The sequence below is a fragment of the Methylobacterium pseudosasicola genome, assembly GCF_900114535.1.
In the GTDB taxonomy this organism is placed as follows: domain Bacteria; phylum Pseudomonadota; class Alphaproteobacteria; order Rhizobiales; family Beijerinckiaceae; genus Methylobacterium; species Methylobacterium pseudosasicola.
In genome coordinates this window covers 48672-64409 of the sequence record NZ_FOTK01000034.1, presented here as the reverse complement: position 1 = coordinate 64409, position 15738 = coordinate 48672, and the positions used below count along the sequence as shown (strand labels likewise).

Sequence of the window (15738 nt, the reverse complement as noted above, 5' to 3'; positions counted from 1 at the left end):
GGCAAGGGCAACGACACCATCCACGGCGGGTCGGGCAACGACCACCTCTACGGTGGCAAGGGTGACGACACGATCTACGGTGGCAAGGGCAACGATACGATCCACGGCGGGTCGGGCAATGACCACCTCTACGGCGACAATGGTCCTGCGGGCCAGGGCCAGGAGCACATGGCGGCTCACCACGAGATGGCCGTGCATGTCGACGCCCACGTTCCTGACATGGGCATGTTCCACTAAGCTCGGTATTCAGCCGAGCCTGACAGTCACAAGCCCATGACACCACGCCCCGCCAAGCATGCTTGGCGGGGCGTTTCTTCGTCTGTCGGTTGCGTGACGGTCTCCGTGAGTCGCCCCCGCAGGCACGGCGGCTCCGCCCACACGATCCAGCTCATTGTGATCGTCCTCACAGCCGTTCAGCCCAGGCGCGGCGATACTCGGCATCGGATCATCACCCGGTGGGAGGATGTCATGAGACGCACGACCGAATTACGCGTGAAATTGCAGATCTGGCGTGAGTTGGATTCCCTCCTCGCGCAGCGGGCCGCACTCGGCAGCCTGCACAAGCGTGGAGAGGCCGACACGCAATCCGCTGCGGCGCGTTAGGGCGCTCGCCGTAAAAACGGAGACCGGCTCGGCATCACGCGAGCGCGGAGACTCAACCGCGCGAGGGCGGCCATGTCGTCCGCGCGGGGACCGAGCGGTTCAGCGGAGGAGCATCTACCGGCCGTGATGGCGCCGGGGCCGCGGCTTGCGGCCGGTTCGCGTCACGGTCACCCGAATCACGTTGGACATCACGGGTGGCTTGTGCGGGACATGGTCGGCATCGGCGAGGACCAGCTGCAGGCTGTGCGTCCCGAGGGGGAGCGTCACCAGCGCCTCGGTCTGACCGAGCCCAAAGTGCAGATGCTCGAAATCGTTCGGGATCCGCTCATCGGTTGCGTGCAGCGGGGTATCGATCAGCAGGTGGTGATGACCCGTATTCGCCTTGTCGAAGCCTGCCGGAGCCACACCCATCCCGGTCAGCCCGAATCGCACGAGCGTCTTGCGTCCCACGACGTCGCCGTTGCGCGGTTGCACGAAGTACACGCGCGCTCCCGGCGGCGACGGACGCTGCTGGACGGCGCTCGCCCCGGCCGCGGAGGACGGCTCGGACGCCTGAGCCGCGACCCGGACCTTGATGACCTCGGAAGCGACCGGCGGGCTGTGCGGGATATGGTCCTTGTCGGCGAGCAGAAGCTGAAGTGTGTGCTCGCCCGGCGCCAGATCGATCTCAGCCTCGGTCTGCCCGGCCCCGAAATGCATGTGGTTGAAGTCGTTCGGGATTGGCCGATCTGCCGAGGGCATCGGCGTGTCGATGAGAAGATGATGGTGTCCGGAGTTCGGGCGATCCGAGCCCGCCGGCGCGACACCCATGTTCCGGAGGCCGAAGTGGATCGTCGTCTTGGGCGGCAGCGTACTGCCGTTCTTGACATCGACGAAGTAGACCGCGGCAGCCGCCGGCGATGGAGTCGGGCCGCCTTTGCGCTCCTGCGCAATCACGGTGGACGTGGCCAGCAGCAGAACCAGCGCCGCTCGAGTCAACAGGCCCGTGCTATATCTTCCTGCATCAATCACGATGCCTCCCGATCGGCGCGATGGTCAGAATTCGCATTTCGATGGCACGCCGCGACGCTCCGAATCGAACAGGATGACCGCCGATCCATACGATGTGGCCGCTGAACTGGCAATTAAAAAGTATTGATATCTTGTCTCGGTCGACAGATGCCCTGGAATGCGCAGTCAGGCGGGGAAAGCCATCATTGCGCTTCTGCCAATTCTACATACACTGCGGACTTCGCTCGTCCGCTCATAGCGTGCAGGTCATCGTTCATGCCGGGACGGATCGATGTTTGGGGCCTTCCAGAGCCGCGGCTTCGGAAGGGGCTGCCCGGCCGTATCCGCGGGTACGGCGTCCTGATAGGGCTGACACTCATCACGCTGAGCGGGCTGCTTCTGGCCGTGCGTCCCGGGCAGGCCCAGAACCCGATCGGGGCCGGACGGCGCTTCGCCCTCCTCATCGCCAACAGCCGATACCCCGATGCCCAGGGGTCGCTGCCCACAGTCGCGAAAGACGGGCGGCTTCTCGCCGAGGAGTTGCGGCGCAGCGAGTTCGACGTTGATCTGCGCGAGAACCTGCGGCGTGAAGACGTCCAGGCGACCCTGGATGCGTTTTATGCCAAGCTCAACGCCGGCGCGGCTGCCCTGGTGTATTTCGGCGGCTACGGCATCCAGGTCGAGCGCCAGAGCTACCTGATCCCCGTGAACGCGCAGATCTGGTCCGAGACGGAAGTCCGCCGGGATGGCATCAACCTCGACGCGATACTGAGCGAGTTGAACCGACGCGGCGTGCGCGTGAAGATCGCGGTCGTAGACGCGGCCCGGCAGAACCCGTTCGAGCGCCGCTTCCGAGCGTCCTCCGCGGGCCTTGCGCCGGTCGATGCCCCGGAGGGGAGCCTCGTCCTGTTCTCGGCCCCGCCGGGGAAGGTCGTGCGCGAGGACGACGGCGATATCAGCCTGTTCGTGAGCGAACTCGGCAAGGAGTTGCGCGCGCCGAACATCACCGCCGAAGAAGCCTTCACCCACACCCGGATCGGGGTGTCGCGCGCATCGAAGGCGGAACGCGTTCCCTGGATCTCCTCCTCGTTGATCGAGGAGTTTCGCTTCTCCGTCACGCCGCCCGACGCTCTGCCGGCACCCGCCACGGATCGTGCCGGCAGGGCCGAACCGTCTCGCCTCGCGCGTCGTTCACCACCCGATTCCGTCGGACCATCCCCGCCCGCGCTCCCGCCGCCCGCGATTCCCCCTGCGCCTTCGCCGGCGGCCGCGGTGCCGTCCGCAGCAGCCCTGCCGGCCCAGGCCCAGACCTCCCCACCGCAGCCGCAGACCCGGGAAAATAGTCAAGCCGCGGGACAGAGCTTGCGGGATTGCGACCGGTGCCCCGAACTCGTCATCCTGCGCGCGGGGACGTTCGAGATGGGCGCCGGCGCCCTGCCGTTCGATCGCCCGGTTCATCGGGTGACCATCCCGCGCCCGTTCGCGATCGCTCGCCGGGAGACGACGGTCGACGAGTGGCACAGCTGCGTCGAGGCAGGCGCCTGCAAGTACCGGCCGAACCCGTCGGAGGAGCAGTCCGGCGCGCATCCGATCACGAACGTGAGCTGGTTCGACGCGCAGGACTATGTGGCGTGGCTCAGCGCGCGGACGAGGCGCACCTACCGCCTGCCGAGCGAGGCGGAATGGGAATACGCCGCACGCGGCGGCACGAACACCGCCTTCGCCTGGGGGGCTCAGGTCGGCGATAGCAAGGCCAATTGCCGGGAATGCAGCCGCACGGCCAGGCCGGAACTGTCCAGCGTCGCGAGCTTCGCGCCCAACGGGTTCGGGCTGTTCGACATGGCGGGCAACGCGGCCGAATGGGTCGAGGATTGCTGGAATGAATCGTATCGCGGCGCCCCGCAGGACGGAACGGCTTGGTCGACCGGATCCTGCGGCCAGCGCGTCCTTCGAGGTGGCTCGTTCGACAGCACGGCCACTTACGTGAAGCCCACTGCGCGGTTCCGCTACGACGCCGATGTCCGGTACTATGCCAACGGGTTCCGCGTTGCCCGGGGGCTGCCGTGAGGCGGCCCGACGTATCGCGGGCTCAAGCGCAAGACGGCTCATGCGCCATCCGGGCCAGCGCTTCGGCCTTTAGGAGCACGATGCAGCCCCGGCGAAGTTCGATGTAGCCGGCGCGGCGCCAGACCTGCAATTGGCGGTTCACGCTCTCGCGCGTGCCGCCCACGAAGGCACCGAGCTGCTCCTGCGAGATCTCGATCTCGTTGCCGAAATCTTCGGCCAGAACCACCAACCGGCGGGCGAGACGCGCACCCAGCGACAGCGTCGCCAGCTCGGTCATCTGGCCGGCGATGTAGCGGATCCGGCTGCAGAGCAGGCCGATCAACCGGATCGCCACGTCGGGCTCGCGCGTGAGATAGGCCAGAAGATCGGGGCGCCGCAGGACGAAAAGTTCGCTCGCCACGGCGGCAACGGCATCGGCCGTGCGCTCGCGCCCGTCCAGAAGGGCGATCTCGCCGAAGAGGTCGCCGGCGCCGAGGCTGTTCAGCACGATGCGTCGCCCGGCCTCGGTCCCGGTCTCGATGCGGATCTCGCCCCGCCGGACGCCGTAGAGCGCATCACCGGGATCATCAACCTGGAATAGAATTTCGCCGGGCTGCAACGTGCGTGTGGTCGCCATTGCGGAAAGACAGTCGATCACCTTGGGGCCGAGGTTCGAGAATAGCGGGTTCACGCGCAGAAGCTGACCGAAACCGGAATCCGCCGACATCATCGCCATCCCGAGAGCCTGTGATCGTTGGATTCTCGCGCGAATGCATTCGATGATGCAATGGCTGGTTTTCAGTTGCCGTATGTTCTGTATTCGATCATGCTGATCGTGAAACATTCGATCGTGATCCACGTCGCCCGTTTCGGGTACGGGCCGTTCCTGCTGGCCCGGCATTGCGGAGTCTGCTGATGCGGACGCAGGACGCAATATCGTCGGCGCCGAGCTTGCCCTGGCGTGGCAGCCTGTTCCGCAAATACGTTCTAACGTTGGTGAGTCTCGTCGCCGTGGTGCTGACGATCAATGCGGCCGTCGAGACGTGGTTTCTGTACCGGGAAACCGTCGACCGCGTCGCCCGCGTCCAGGCAGCCTATGCGGCCGCCGCAGTCGCGGCGGTCGAGGAGACGCTGGCTGAGATCGAGCGACAGGTGGGCTGGGTGACGCGGGCGAGCGCGCAGAGCCTCGCCCAGCACCGCGAGGACTACGCCGCGCTCCTTGATCAAACGCCGATCGTCCTCACCCTCGCCTTCTACGATGACGAGGGCCGCGAGCGTATCCGGGCGCGCCGGCCGAACGGCCCCGCCCCCATAGCGTCGGCCGATCTCGGGCCGGTCCCGCCGCGCAAGGGATTTCAAGACCTCCAGATCGTCGGGAGCGAGATCTACGCGAGTCTCTTGCTGCCGCACCCGGCCGCGGGGACGGGCGTCACCCTGGCCCGCGTCCGGCTGGCCGCCCTGGCGGGGAGCCTTCCGGCCTCGACCGCGGGTGCCGAGAGCTACGCCGACCTCGTCACGTCGGACGGGATCATCGTTACCCACTCGGGCGGAAGCCCGCATGCGGCGGGCGATCGGCTGGCGCTGTCGGCGTCCGATTCGGTGTCTTATGCCTCCGATGCAGCAGGCCGGCCGGTCCTGGCCACGCAGTACCCCCTCGACGTGCTGCCTGCGACGATTGTCGTCGCGCAACCCCTCAACGAGGCGCTCGCGCCTCTGCGCGACCTGCTCATCCGGCTCGCCTGGCTCCTCGCCTTCGGCCTCGTCGTGGCGATCTGTGCCAGCCTTTTGCTGGCTCGCCGCATGTTGGTGCCGATCCGCGCGCTCCACGCCGGGGCCGAGCATTTCGCGGCCAACCGCTTTGAGCATCGCATCGCGGTTCACACGGGGGACGAACTCGGAGCTCTTGCGACGCGCTTCAACACCATGGCGGACGCGCTCTCGACCTCGTATGCGCGGCTCGAAAGCGAGATCCAGCGTCAAACCAGGGACCTCGCCCGCTCGGTCAGCGAGTTGCAGGCCCTCGAGGAGACCGGTCGCGCCATCGTCGCCTCACTGCAGATCGACGATGTCGTACGGGCCATCGCCGCGCGGGCCGCGACTCTCGCGGGGTCCGACGCCAGCGCCGTCTATCTTGTCGAGGCGCCGGGCGAATCGTTCCGCCGCGCCGGCGGCCACGGTCTGCCGTTGGCCGCGGTCAGCGACATCCTGCCCGGAAACGCCCTGGCGCAGGTCGGCGACGCCGCCGCCGAAATCGTCCCGATCCGCGATCTGGCCATGATCGGCGGACTTCTGACGGGCGTCGAGGACGGCTTCCGCGCCGCCACGCTTATCAACCTCGCCGACAGCGACGGCCGCCTCGGCTTCCTCCTGCTGCTCGTCTACGACGACGCCGCGCCTCCGGGGGGCTCCGAGCACGTCCTGCACACCTTTGCGCACCAGGCGGCCCTTGCGCTCCGCAACGCGCGCCTGTTCCAGGAGGTCGACGAGAAGGGGCGGCAGCTCGCCGCCGCCGATCTCCACAAGACGCAGTTCTTCGCCAACATGAGCCACGAGCTGCGCACGCCCCTTAACGCCGTGCTGGGCTATTCGGAACTGCTCGCCGACGGGCTCTACGGTGCCCTAAGCGAGAAGGCCAGCGAGGCGCTGGAGCGCATCCAGATTAACGGCCGCCACCTGCTGAGCCTGATCAACGACGTCCTCGATTTCACGAAGATCGAGGCGGGCCTGCTCACGGTCAACTTCCAGGACTATTCTCTGGGCGCCCTGATCGAGTCCGTCACGGTGGCGGCGGCCTCGCTGGCCGACGCGAAGGGGCTCGCCCTGAAGCTCGACGTCCCCACGAGCTTGCCGATCGGGCAAGCAGATGAGCGGCGGCTCACGCAGGTGCTCATGAACCTCGTCGGCAATGCCATAAAGTTCACGCAATCCGGCTCCGTGGAGGTCGCCGCCCGGGCTGTCGACGGCAGCTTCGTCATCACGATTTCCGATACCGGTCCCGGGATCTCGCCCGCCGATCAGGCGCGGATCTTCGACGAATTCCAGCAGGTCGACAGCTCGAGCACGCGGCAGCAGGGCGGCACGGGACTGGGTCTCTCGATCGCCCGCCGTCTAGTCCTCCTGCACGGCGGTCGGATAGAGGTGCGATCGGAACTGGGGCAGGGGGCTGTCTTCCAGGTGACCCTTCCGATCCGGCCGTCGGTCGAGCGAAAGAAGGCCTCATGAAGCGCATTCTGATCGTCGAGGATACGGAGGACAATCGCCGCATCCTGCGCGATCTCCTGACCGCCGCCGGCTACGGCATCGTTGAGGCCACGAACGGACGGTGCGGCGTGGAGGCGGCACAGGCCGAGCAGCCGGACCTCATCCTCATGGATATCCAGCTTCCGATCATGGACGGGTACGAAGCCGCGCGACGCCTCAAGGCCGACCCGGCGACCCGCCACATCCCGGTCGTCGCGGTGACCTCCTACGCCCTGTCGGGCGATGAGGATCGGGCGCTGGCGGCGGGCTGCGACGGCTACGTCGCCAAACCCTTCAGCCCGCGCAAGATCCTGAGCCTCGTCCGCCAGATGCTCCCCGAGGCCTAGAGGGAAATGGAGGCTGTGGCGGCACATATCCTGGTGGTCGACGACAGCCGCGAGAACCTGCATATCCTGCGCATCCGCCTGGAGGCGCAGGGCTACCAGGTCGGGACCGCCCCGGACGGGGAGGAGGCCCTCACGTATGCGGCCGCCACGCCGCCGGACCTGATCCTCCTCGACGTGATGATGCCGCGCCTCAGCGGACTGGACGTGCTGCGCCTGCTCAAGGCGGACGAGGCCCTGCGCTACATCCCCGTCGTGCTGCTTACCGCGCGCGCGGAGACGCGCGATCTCGTCGAGGGTCTCGACGCCGGTGCGGACGAGTACCTGACCAAGCCCTACGAGCACGCGGCGCTCATGGCCCGGGTCCGCTCGATGCTGCGCCTCAAGGCCCTGACCGATCGGGTGCGGGCGCAGTCGCACGAGCTTGCGGAGCAGCGAGCGGCGCTGGCCGAGGCGAACCGCGATCTCGAGAGCCAGGTCGCTGTGAAAGCCGCCGAACTTGAGCGGATCGGGCGGCTGCGGCGCTTCCTCTCCCCCCAGATCGCTGATCTGGTCGCCACCGAGCGGGACGGCCACGCGCTCCTGGAGGCGCATCGGCGGGAGATCACAGTGGTCTTCTGCGACCTGCGCGGCTTCACGGCCTTCACGGATTCGGCCGCCCCCGAGGAGGTCGTCGCTGTCCTGCGGGAGTATCACAAGACAGTCGGCCAGACGGTCTTCCACTATGAGGGAACTCTGGAACATTTTGCCGGCGACGGGATCATGGTGTTCTTCAACGATCCGCGTCCATGCCCGGACCACAGCGCGCGTGCCGTGCGCATGGCCTTCGCGCTCCGCGAGCGCGTCGGCAGGCTGGCTCGCCAGTGGGAGGCCCGGGGCCACACGATCGGGTTCGGGCTCGGGCTCGCTAGGGGTTACGCGACGCTCGGCCAGTTCGGCTTCGAAGGCCGATTCGAATATGGAGCCGTCGGCAGCGTCACGAACCTGGCCTCCCGCCTGTGCGACAAGGCGCAATCGGGGCAGATTGTTATCAGCCGGCCCGTGCTGAGCGCCGTTGAGGGTATCGCATCATCGCGGTCTCTGGGTAACCTCACGCTGAAGGGCTTCCTGCGTGAGGTCCCGGCCTTCGAGCTCGTGACCCTGTTGGCGGACCAGCCTGTCACATGATCGACAGTCCGATTCGATCGTCGACGGCACGACACAGGACCGGCCGGTCTCTGCCACCCGGTTTTCGAAGAGCGGCGGCTCGCGCCTTCTTCAGCGCGGCGCGATCACGAAGCCGCGCTGCACCGCCGGCCGGGCTATCATCGTAGCGTCCAGCACGAATGCGCGTCGTCCTATCCGACGACGCGGCCCATCCTGTGGGCTGCGACGGCGATTGCCAGCGTACCGCCGGGGGCCGTCGTCTTCGACCGGCATTGGTTCACCGCCTCGCAGCGTTTGTCGTCTGCCTTCCGTCGAGACCGGGACCTACGCCCGTTCACCATCATGTGCTGGGCTGATCGACCCACCACCATCGCCCGAATGGTCGCGCGCGGCACTCGCAACCCGTCCGAGCACATGACAGAGGCCCAAGCCATTAGATAATGCGCACTTGCAGACGAGTTGAACATGCCCCTGCTCGAACCCTCTCGCATCCCGCCCGAGGATGGAGCGGCGCAGGGGTCGGCTACGCCAGCAAGGTCCGCACCGTATGTCCTGGCCATCTGAAGCCGGTGAGATCCTGTCCGCTTTTCTGGCCGACCTACCCTGCAGCGGACGGTCGGCTTTCGGCCAGACCCCGTCACGCCGGATCATTATGGCGCGCAGAACCGGACGTTCGGCTTGGCGCCCATGCCGGACGCTTAATGGGCCATCACAATAGCTCGGAAGCGGACGTCGACGACAATCGCGAACGGTGCGATTCGCTCGCAGCATGAAGCGCAGGGCTCTCAAGTCTACGTCGGACCGACGCTCCATCCATGCAGAGTATCGGTTGGCCGAGGTTCAGCCCCGTTTGGCCGGCACATCATCGAACATCTCAGCGAAGCGTTCGTCCTCCCGTGCACACAACGCTCGGCCAGGTAAGTATTCCCGACAAGCGATGCAGCGCCCAGGTCAACGCCGCCCGATCTGGGGCACCGTTCAGACAGATGCGGATCGCGTCGGACCGGTTGCGTGTGGCGACCCTCGCGCCGCGCCGGGCTAAGGTCACGGCCGTGGCCTTAGCATTGCTCCACCAGGGCTACTGCGAGCCGCAGCCGGTGATGAGCGCGACCTTGCCGTCGAGGGAGAAGGGGTCTGTCATCGGTCAGCCCGCCCCGCACGCATGTCGTCGGCGGAGCTGATGCCGAGCGCTTCGAGGAAGCGAGAGACCATGTTGTAGGCCCCGACCGTCGCGGTGAGCTCGACGATCGTCCGCAGGTCGAAGTGGGTGCGCAGGTCTGCGAACACGTCAGCCGGCACGTGGATGGTTCGGGTCATCGCATCGCAGTAGGCCAGGGCCGCGCGCTGCGCCGGCTCGAACACGTCTGATGCCCTCCAGTCGGGGAGGGCGTCGACCTGCGCTTGGTGCACCCCTTCGCGCAGCGCGATCGGGATATGCTGCTCGGCCTCGTAGGGTGCCCCGTTGAGGTGGGCGACCTGTAGGATCACGAGCTCGCGCAGGGCCCCCGGCACGACGCAGCGCTGGCGGATCGCGCTGAGGAAATGCAGCCAGCCGTCGGCTACCGACGGGCTGTGCAGCAGCATGGCGTAGAGGTGCAGCACCCCGCCGCGTTGGGCGGTGATGCGAGCGACGAGTTCGGCCGTTTCCGGTCGATTCGGATCCGCATAGGGGAGGTGGGCCATCTGTATCCACTCCGTGGGGTGACGCGGGGATCGCGGCGAGGCGAAGGCCAATAAGGATCTGCCGCGCGTCTTGGCGGCGTTCGGCGGCGGGACGACGCCCCGTGCGAGCCTCACGGATTATCCTCGGCCGTGGCGATCCCGGGTGTTTCGATTGGGACTGGCCGGCCGGTCTGCAGACCTCAGCTCCACCCGTGCGGCGCACAGGGCCAACGATCACACCTCGCTCTCGTGCGTGTGCGAGAACATAGTGTGCCCGGGCGTCTGCAGGTCAGCCCGTAGAATGACGCCTGAGCCAGACTCAGTGATGAACAGTGCTCGTCCATCCGCGCCGCCGAACGCCACGTTGGTAGTGTGCAGGCCGGCGCAAGAGGTTATGCGCAGCACCGGCTCCCCCGTGGCGTCGAACAGCCAGACGGCGCCCTTCCCGGCATGGGCGACGGCGATGCGACCCTCCGCGTCGAGGGCGAGCCCGTCCGGCCCGGCCCCGCCCGACATCTGGATGAAGGTGCCCACCTTGGCGGCCGTCCCGTCCCGCATCAGCGGGATCCGCCAGACCGCGTTGGCCCGCGTAACCGCCAGGTACACCGTGTCCTCAGTGAGGTTCATGACGAGGCCGTTCGGGCTTGGGATGCCGTCCAGGATGCAGGTCACGACCCCGTCCGCCCGAACGCGGAAGAGGCGTCCGCCCGGGTCCTGCCAGCCGGTTAGGCCCTGATCGGTGAAGTAGAGATCGCCATCGCGAGAGAAGAAGAGATCGTTGACGCCCCGGAACCGCTCGGGCCCGACCCGCAGGAGGAACGGCCGGACCGTGCCGGAGGCGGGGTCGACGACCATAATGCCGTTCTTGTAGTCGGCGATGAATATCCGGCCGTCACGGTGGATCTTGAGGCCGTTCGGCCAACCATCGTACTCGGCCGCGATGGTGAAACCGCCGTCCGGCGCCACGCACAAGATGCGTCCGTTCGGGATGTCGACACACCAGAGATTGCCGTCAAGGTCGAAGGACGGCCCCTCCAGGAACGATCCGATCGGCATGCGCCCCGGCTGCGTGCGGATCCACTCGTTCTCCGCCGTGGCCACCCGCCACGCCTCGGGGTAGGTGGCGAAGACTCTCGTTGGGCAGATAGGCGGGGCTGCGTACATCGTGACCTCCGTCTAAGAGCTTAAGCGCGGCGCAGCGCGGGGACGACCGCTGGCGCGGGGAGGTCGCCACCGATCGGGGCGTGCGTCAGGGTCAGCGTGATCACGGCCCCGGTCACCAGCAGCACGCCACCGGCCACGAAGGCGAGGTCGTAGCTACCCGTCGCCGCGATGATGTAGCCCGTGGCGATCGGCGCGATGAGGCCGAACATGTTCCCGCCGGTGATCTGGATCGCCATGGCTTTGCCAGCACTCGCAGGCGACCGCAGCAGATCGGCGGCCAGGGCAATGTTGAGCGAGATGCCCGTCGCCAAGCCGGTCAGCGAGATGGTGATCAGGCCCAGGATCATCGGCGTGCTGTCGACGAACGGTGCCGCCAGGATCACGGCCGCGCTGAGCATCGACACGACGACGATGCGCCGCCGCCGCCCCGTGCTGGAGCCGCCCTCCGCGGCCAGCGCACGATCGCTCAGATGGGCGAGGACCCACGCGAAGACCGTCGCCGCGAAGTACGGGAACGCCGTGAACAGGCCCGACTTCACGATCGACATGTGCTTGACGTTGGCGAGATAGCTCGGAAGCCAGGTCAGGAACACGATCTGCGTGTAGACGGCGCAGCCCTGCGTGACGGCGACGGCGATCATACTGCGCGAGCGCAACAGCACGCCAAACCCGTCGGCCGAGCCACCGGATTTCGCCCCGGAATCGCGCTCACGCAGGATGAAGGCGCGCTCGTCTTCGCCGACGAAGGTTGCCGTCTCCGGCACGCGATACCAGACCAACCAGCCGACCAGCCAAACCAAGCCCAGCAAGCCGGCCGTATAGAAACCCCACCGCCAGCCGTGGACTGACACCACCCACCCGAGCAGCAAGGTCCCGAACGCAGGACCCGCGTAGCCGCCGCTGTTGAGCATCGTGGCCGCCAGACCGAACTCGGATCGCGGCGCCCAATCCCGCAACACGCGACCGCCCGCTGGATAGGTGGACGCCTCCGCCGCGCCCATCAGCATGCGCGAGCCGAGAAGGCTGACGAAGCCGGACGCGAGCCCTGTGAGAATCGTCGCGCCGGACCACACGAGCACACCGACGCCGTTGACCACCTTTGCCCCGTAGCGATCGGTCAGAAATCCGCATGGGATCAAGCAGACGACATACGTCCAGAGATAAGCTGAGAACAGGTAACCGACCTGTACCGGACTCAGATTGTATTCAGCCGCGATCGCCGGCGCCGCGACCGACAGCGCGACGCGGTCCACATAATTGAAGACGACAAGCAAGAAAATGCCAATATACAGCAGATAACGGCGCTTGCCCATTCGCACCTCCCGATATATTCGGTATGTTTCTTTTATATTAGAATCAAAAACATAGGATACCGCAATCATTTCCGACACCGCAAGCTCTAGATCCACGCCGTATTGTGCTCTGCATAGATGCGCGCGCCGCGGTGTGCAGCAGTCGATCAGTCGATCACGTCCGGATGCTGGCGCAAAGTGCGGTCGAACATCGGCTGGGCATGAAGCCACGCCATGAACGGAGTGGCGAGGTGTTTGGCGGAGTGCGCCGCATTGGCTTCGGGAACGAGCTTCAGGGGGTGGCCCGTCGCCTCGGCCTTGAGTTGAATCTCGCAGGCCCGCTCGGCGGCCACGAACCACCAAACGGCCTCCTCGATGCTCTCCTGGCCGGCGCTGAACAGGCCGTGGTTCTGGTGAATGGCAACCTTGGTGTCGCGTCCGAACGCGGCGGCGACGCTGTGGCCGGCCCCGCGCTCCACCACCACGGCGCCAGCTTCCTCGGTGATCAGGGCCTGCCCATCACCGTAGAAGCCGCAGGCTGTCTGGGTGATCGGATCCAGTCGCCGGCCCAGGGCGGCCCAAGCCATGCCGTTGATCGTGTGGCAGTGGCACGATGCCAGGATGCCGGGGTGCGCCTCGTGGATGGCGGCGTGCAGGACGAAGCCGGCGCGGTTCACCGCACGCGCGCCCTCGATGACTCGGCCGTCGTGGTCGACGAGGAGGAGGTCCGACGCCTTGACCGCCCCGAATTCCATGGCAAACGGATTCGTCCAGTAGAGGTTCGGATCCTCCGGGTCGCGGACGGTGATGTGGCCGGCGAATCCGTATTCGTAGCCCAGATCAGCAAAGAGCCTACAGGCGGCAGCCAACCGAACCTTGCGGTGTCTTCGCTCCTGCGCGGCATCATCGAACACGGGGTAGCGAGGGAAAGCCAGACCGGCTTGGTCAGGTTCGTACACCGACCGCTTGGCTGCAACATTCATTTGGCGGTTCCCTCATCGATTGAATGGTATTTGATATTATCTCTCGCGACCAGTCCAATTAAAGACCGGAATCATCTGACACAATGCCGATGTTGTTTTGCTTCTGCTGCTTTCGTTCCTGGCACGTCATCTTCCCCACATCACGTACGGGGGCGGGGTGACCCAACCGGAAGCCCACCAGCACTCAAGTGGGCGCCCTTCACTTCAAAGCTTGCTGCGCCCGCCGATGAACGCCTGCACCGCATCCCGATGCTCGGGCGTCGCGGTGATCACCGCATAGTGCGAGGAGATCAGGTCGAGGTTGGTGCGCAGGTCGTTGCGCATCCCCTGATAGACTGCGCGCTTGATTAGGCTCAGCGTGAGCGGTGGCGCCTTGGCGATCCGACGCGCCAGCGCCTCGACCGCCGGCATCAGGGCCACATCGTCGTGAACGCCGTTGACGAGGCCGATCCGGAGCGCTTCCTCCGCATCGACGAAATCGCCGGTGAAGAACAGCTCCAGCGCCTTCGCGGTGCCGACGAGGCGGGGCAGGAAGTGAGCGCCACCGGCCCCGGGCACCAGACCGACACGGACGTAGGTCTCGGCGAAGCGGGCGCTTTTCGCGGCGTAGCGCAGGTCGCACATCAGCGCGAGGTCGAGGCCCGCCCCGGTGGCCACGCCGTTCAGAGCGGCGATGACCGGCTTGTCGAGGTCCTCGAGCGCCAGCGGGATGCGCTGGATTCGGCCGTAGAGTTCGTCCTTGCGCCGCTGAGGCGGCTGGTCGAGGCGCTCGCCCATCTCGACGATGTCGCCACCGCTGCAGAAAGCCGGGCCCGCGCCGGTCACGACGACGACGCGGACGGCATCATCCGTGCGGCAGCGCTGCAGAGCCGCCGTCCAGGCCTCGATCATCGGGAAGGTGAAGGCGTTCTTCCGCTCGGGCCGGTTCAGCGTGATGGTCGCCACGCCCTCCGCGACGGAGAACAGCAGGTCTCCGCCCGCACCGCGTGTCTCGGCCTCAAGCGTCATCGGGCGGTCTCCTCGGATTGCGTGGACGGGTCCGGCGGGGCGGCCGCCCCGGTGAGGGCGGCGATCTCGGCCGGGTCGAGGCCCGCCTCGGCCAGAACCTCGGCGGTGTGCTCGCCGAGCCGGGGGGCGTGCCGGCGAATCGCGAAGTCGCTGCCACTGAACGAAACCGGTCGGCGCATGGTGCGGTAGCGCCCCTCGCTCGGATGCTCGGCGGCCCCGAAGAAGCCCACCGCTTTCAGGTGCGCGTCGTCCGGCAGTTCCTCCAACCCGAGGACGGGCATGCACGGGATGCTCACCGAATCGCAGAACGTCACCCAAGCGGCGGTGGTCCTGCGCGGAGCCTCTTCCTCCACCAGCGCGTACAGGACCTCGATGTTCTCCACGCGCACGGCGAGCGGGGTGAAGCGCGGGTCGTCCACGAATTCGAGCCGGCCGGTGTGGATGAAGAAGTCGCGCCAGTTCCGGTCGGAGTAGGGCAGGATGCAGGCATAGCCGTCCTGGGTGCGGTAGGGCTTGCGCTTCGGGCTGAGCACCCGGTTGAAGCCCGGCGGCCCAAGTGGCGGCTCGAAGGCGTAGCCGACCATGTGCTCGACGAAGTTGAACTCGACCATCGTCTCGAACATCGGCACCTCGACCGCCTGCCCGACGCCGCCGGCCCGACGCTCGTAGAGGGCCGCCAGGATCGCACAGGCAATAGCCTGGCCGGCGATCTTGTCGCACAGCACGGTCGGCAGGTAGCCGGGCTCACCGGTGGCGGCGGTCTGGAGGGCGGCGAGGCCGGAGCCCGCCTGGATCAGGTCGTCGTAGGCTGCCTTGTGGGCATAGGGGCCGTCAGCCCCGAACCCGTAGGCCCCGCAGAAGATGATCTCGGGCTTGAGCGCGCGGACTCGCTCGTAGCCGTAGCCCAGGCGCAGGATCGCGTCCGGGCGCATCGAGTGCACGAAGACGTCCGCCGTCACGATGAGCCGGTCGAGGGCCGCCCGCGCCTCGGGCCGCTTCAGGTCCAGGCGGACGCTGCGCTTGTTGCGGTTGAGGTGCAGGAAGTTGCCGCCCATCCCAGCGTTGCGGGCCGGCCGGTAGTGACGGAAGGAATCGCCCTCCGGCGTCTCGATCTTGATCACGTCGGCGCCGAGATCGGCCAGGATGTGCGTGGCCGACGGTCCCATGATGACGCTGGTGAGATCCACGATCCGCACGCCCGCCAGGGGACCAGCCTTTTTCGTCTCGGCGGAATGATCCAGCACGCGGCGATCTCCCATG

General features: G+C 66.9%; 14 protein-coding genes. 6 read left to right on the top strand and 8 right to left on the bottom strand.

Annotated elements, in window-relative coordinates; genetic code table 11:
• Positions 1 to 237 (top strand): calcium-binding protein (locus tag BM228_RS35925; RefSeq protein ID WP_425284992.1); only part of this gene is annotated, 237 nt, incomplete at its 5' end.
• A 231-nt stretch (positions 238 to 468) separates the two neighbouring features.
• Entirely contained in the window at positions 469 to 603 is a 135-nt protein-coding gene (locus tag BM228_RS35920; protein ID WP_280142354.1) for a hypothetical protein, read from the top strand.
• A gap of 114 nt (positions 604 to 717) precedes the next feature.
• Here the strand turns inward: BM228_RS35920 and BM228_RS25275 are convergent, their stop codons facing one another.
• Positions 718 to 1614: a DUF4399 domain-containing protein gene (locus tag BM228_RS25275; protein ID WP_092044909.1), complete on the bottom strand. Its 897-nt coding sequence runs from the start codon at positions 1612 to 1614 to the stop codon at positions 718 to 720.
• A 147-nt stretch (positions 1615 to 1761) separates the two neighbouring features.
• Here BM228_RS25275 and BM228_RS25270 point away from each other — a divergent pair, with 147 nt between their 5' ends.
• Positions 1762 to 3660, top strand: coding sequence for an SUMF1/EgtB/PvdO family nonheme iron enzyme (locus BM228_RS25270; RefSeq protein ID WP_092044907.1), 1899 nt, complete (start codon positions 1762 to 1764; stop codon positions 3658 to 3660).
• A 22-nt stretch (positions 3661 to 3682) separates the two neighbouring features.
• On the opposite strand, the gene BM228_RS25265 is transcribed toward BM228_RS25270, so the two are convergent.
• A complete protein-coding gene (locus tag BM228_RS25265; protein WP_092044919.1) occupies positions 3683 to 4366 on the bottom strand; it encodes a Crp/Fnr family transcriptional regulator in 684 nt (227 codons plus the stop codon).
• 269 nt (positions 4367 to 4635) lie between these two features.
• Here BM228_RS25265 and BM228_RS25260 point away from each other — a divergent pair, with 269 nt between their 5' ends.
• Genes BM228_RS25260 through BM228_RS25250 form a run of 3 tightly spaced genes read left to right on the top strand, consistent with a single transcriptional unit; the run spans position 4636 to position 8390 of the window.
• A complete protein-coding gene (locus tag BM228_RS25260; protein ID WP_208612097.1) occupies positions 4636 to 6861 on the top strand; it encodes an ATP-binding protein in 2226 nt (741 codons plus the stop codon).
• Complete coding sequence (locus tag BM228_RS25255) at positions 6858 to 7226, top strand: response regulator (protein WP_092044904.1); 369 nt, start codon at positions 6858 to 6860, stop codon at positions 7224 to 7226. The genes BM228_RS25260 and BM228_RS25255 overlap by 4 nt, the downstream gene beginning before the upstream one ends.
• A gap of 15 nt (positions 7227 to 7241) precedes the next feature.
• Positions 7242 to 8390, top strand: a complete 1149-nt coding sequence (locus BM228_RS25250) for an adenylate/guanylate cyclase domain-containing protein (RefSeq protein ID WP_092044917.1) — start codon at positions 7242 to 7244, stop codon at positions 8388 to 8390.
• Positions 8391 to 9506: 1116 nt separating this feature from the next.
• On the opposite strand, the gene BM228_RS25245 is transcribed toward BM228_RS25250, so the two are convergent.
• From BM228_RS25245 to BM228_RS25220, 6 genes are all read right to left on the bottom strand, one after another.
• On the bottom strand, positions 9507 to 10052 hold the full coding sequence (locus BM228_RS25245) for a carboxymuconolactone decarboxylase family protein (RefSeq protein ID WP_092044903.1): 546 nt from the start codon (positions 10050 to 10052) through the stop codon (positions 9507 to 9509).
• Between the two features lie 213 nt (positions 10053 to 10265).
• The gene (locus BM228_RS25240; protein WP_092044901.1) at positions 10266 to 11195 is read right to left on the bottom strand and encodes an SMP-30/gluconolactonase/LRE family protein; all 930 of its coding nucleotides are present in this window, start codon (positions 11193 to 11195) and stop codon (positions 10266 to 10268) included.
• A gap of 20 nt (positions 11196 to 11215) precedes the next feature.
• Complete coding sequence (locus BM228_RS25235; RefSeq protein WP_167367818.1) at positions 11216 to 12508, bottom strand: MFS transporter; 1293 nt, start codon at positions 12506 to 12508, stop codon at positions 11216 to 11218.
• Positions 12509 to 12654: 146 nt separating this feature from the next.
• A complete protein-coding gene (locus BM228_RS25230) occupies positions 12655 to 13470 on the bottom strand; it encodes a class II aldolase/adducin family protein (RefSeq protein WP_092044898.1) in 816 nt (271 codons plus the stop codon).
• A 204-nt stretch (positions 13471 to 13674) separates the two neighbouring features.
• Complete coding sequence (locus BM228_RS25225) at positions 13675 to 14478, bottom strand: enoyl-CoA hydratase/isomerase family protein (RefSeq protein WP_092044897.1); 804 nt, start codon at positions 14476 to 14478, stop codon at positions 13675 to 13677.
• Complete coding sequence (locus BM228_RS25220) at positions 14475 to 15722, bottom strand: CaiB/BaiF CoA transferase family protein (RefSeq protein WP_244537305.1); 1248 nt, start codon at positions 15720 to 15722, stop codon at positions 14475 to 14477. The genes BM228_RS25225 and BM228_RS25220 overlap by 4 nt, the downstream gene beginning before the upstream one ends.
• Positions 15723 to 15738: the final 16 nt, after the last annotated feature.

Coding starts and splice junctions, on each gene's coding strand:
- BM228_RS35920 (WP_280142354.1), top strand. CDS start 469: ATGAGACGCACGACCGAATTACGCGTGAAATTGCAGATCTGGCGTGAG.
- BM228_RS25270 (WP_092044907.1), top strand. CDS start 1,762: ATGCCCTGGAATGCGCAGTCAGGCGGGGAAAGCCATCATTGCGCTTCT.
- BM228_RS25265 (WP_092044919.1), bottom strand. CDS start 4,366: ATGTCGGCGGATTCCGGTTTCGGTCAGCTTCTGCGCGTGAACCCGCTA.
- BM228_RS25255 (WP_092044904.1), top strand. CDS start 6,858: ATGAAGCGCATTCTGATCGTCGAGGATACGGAGGACAATCGCCGCATC.
- BM228_RS25245 (WP_092044903.1), bottom strand. CDS start 10,052: ATGGCCCACCTCCCCTATGCGGATCCGAATCGACCGGAAACGGCCGAA.
- BM228_RS25240 (WP_092044901.1), bottom strand. CDS start 11,195: ATGTACGCAGCCCCGCCTATCTGCCCAACGAGAGTCTTCGCCACCTAC.
- BM228_RS25235 (WP_167367818.1), bottom strand. CDS start 12,508: ATGGGCAAGCGCCGTTATCTGCTGTATATTGGCATTTTCTTGCTTGTC.
- BM228_RS25230 (WP_092044898.1), bottom strand. CDS start 13,470: ATGAATGTTGCAGCCAAGCGGTCGGTGTACGAACCTGACCAAGCCGGT.
- BM228_RS25225 (WP_092044897.1), bottom strand. CDS start 14,478: ATGACGCTTGAGGCCGAGACACGCGGTGCGGGCGGAGACCTGCTGTTC.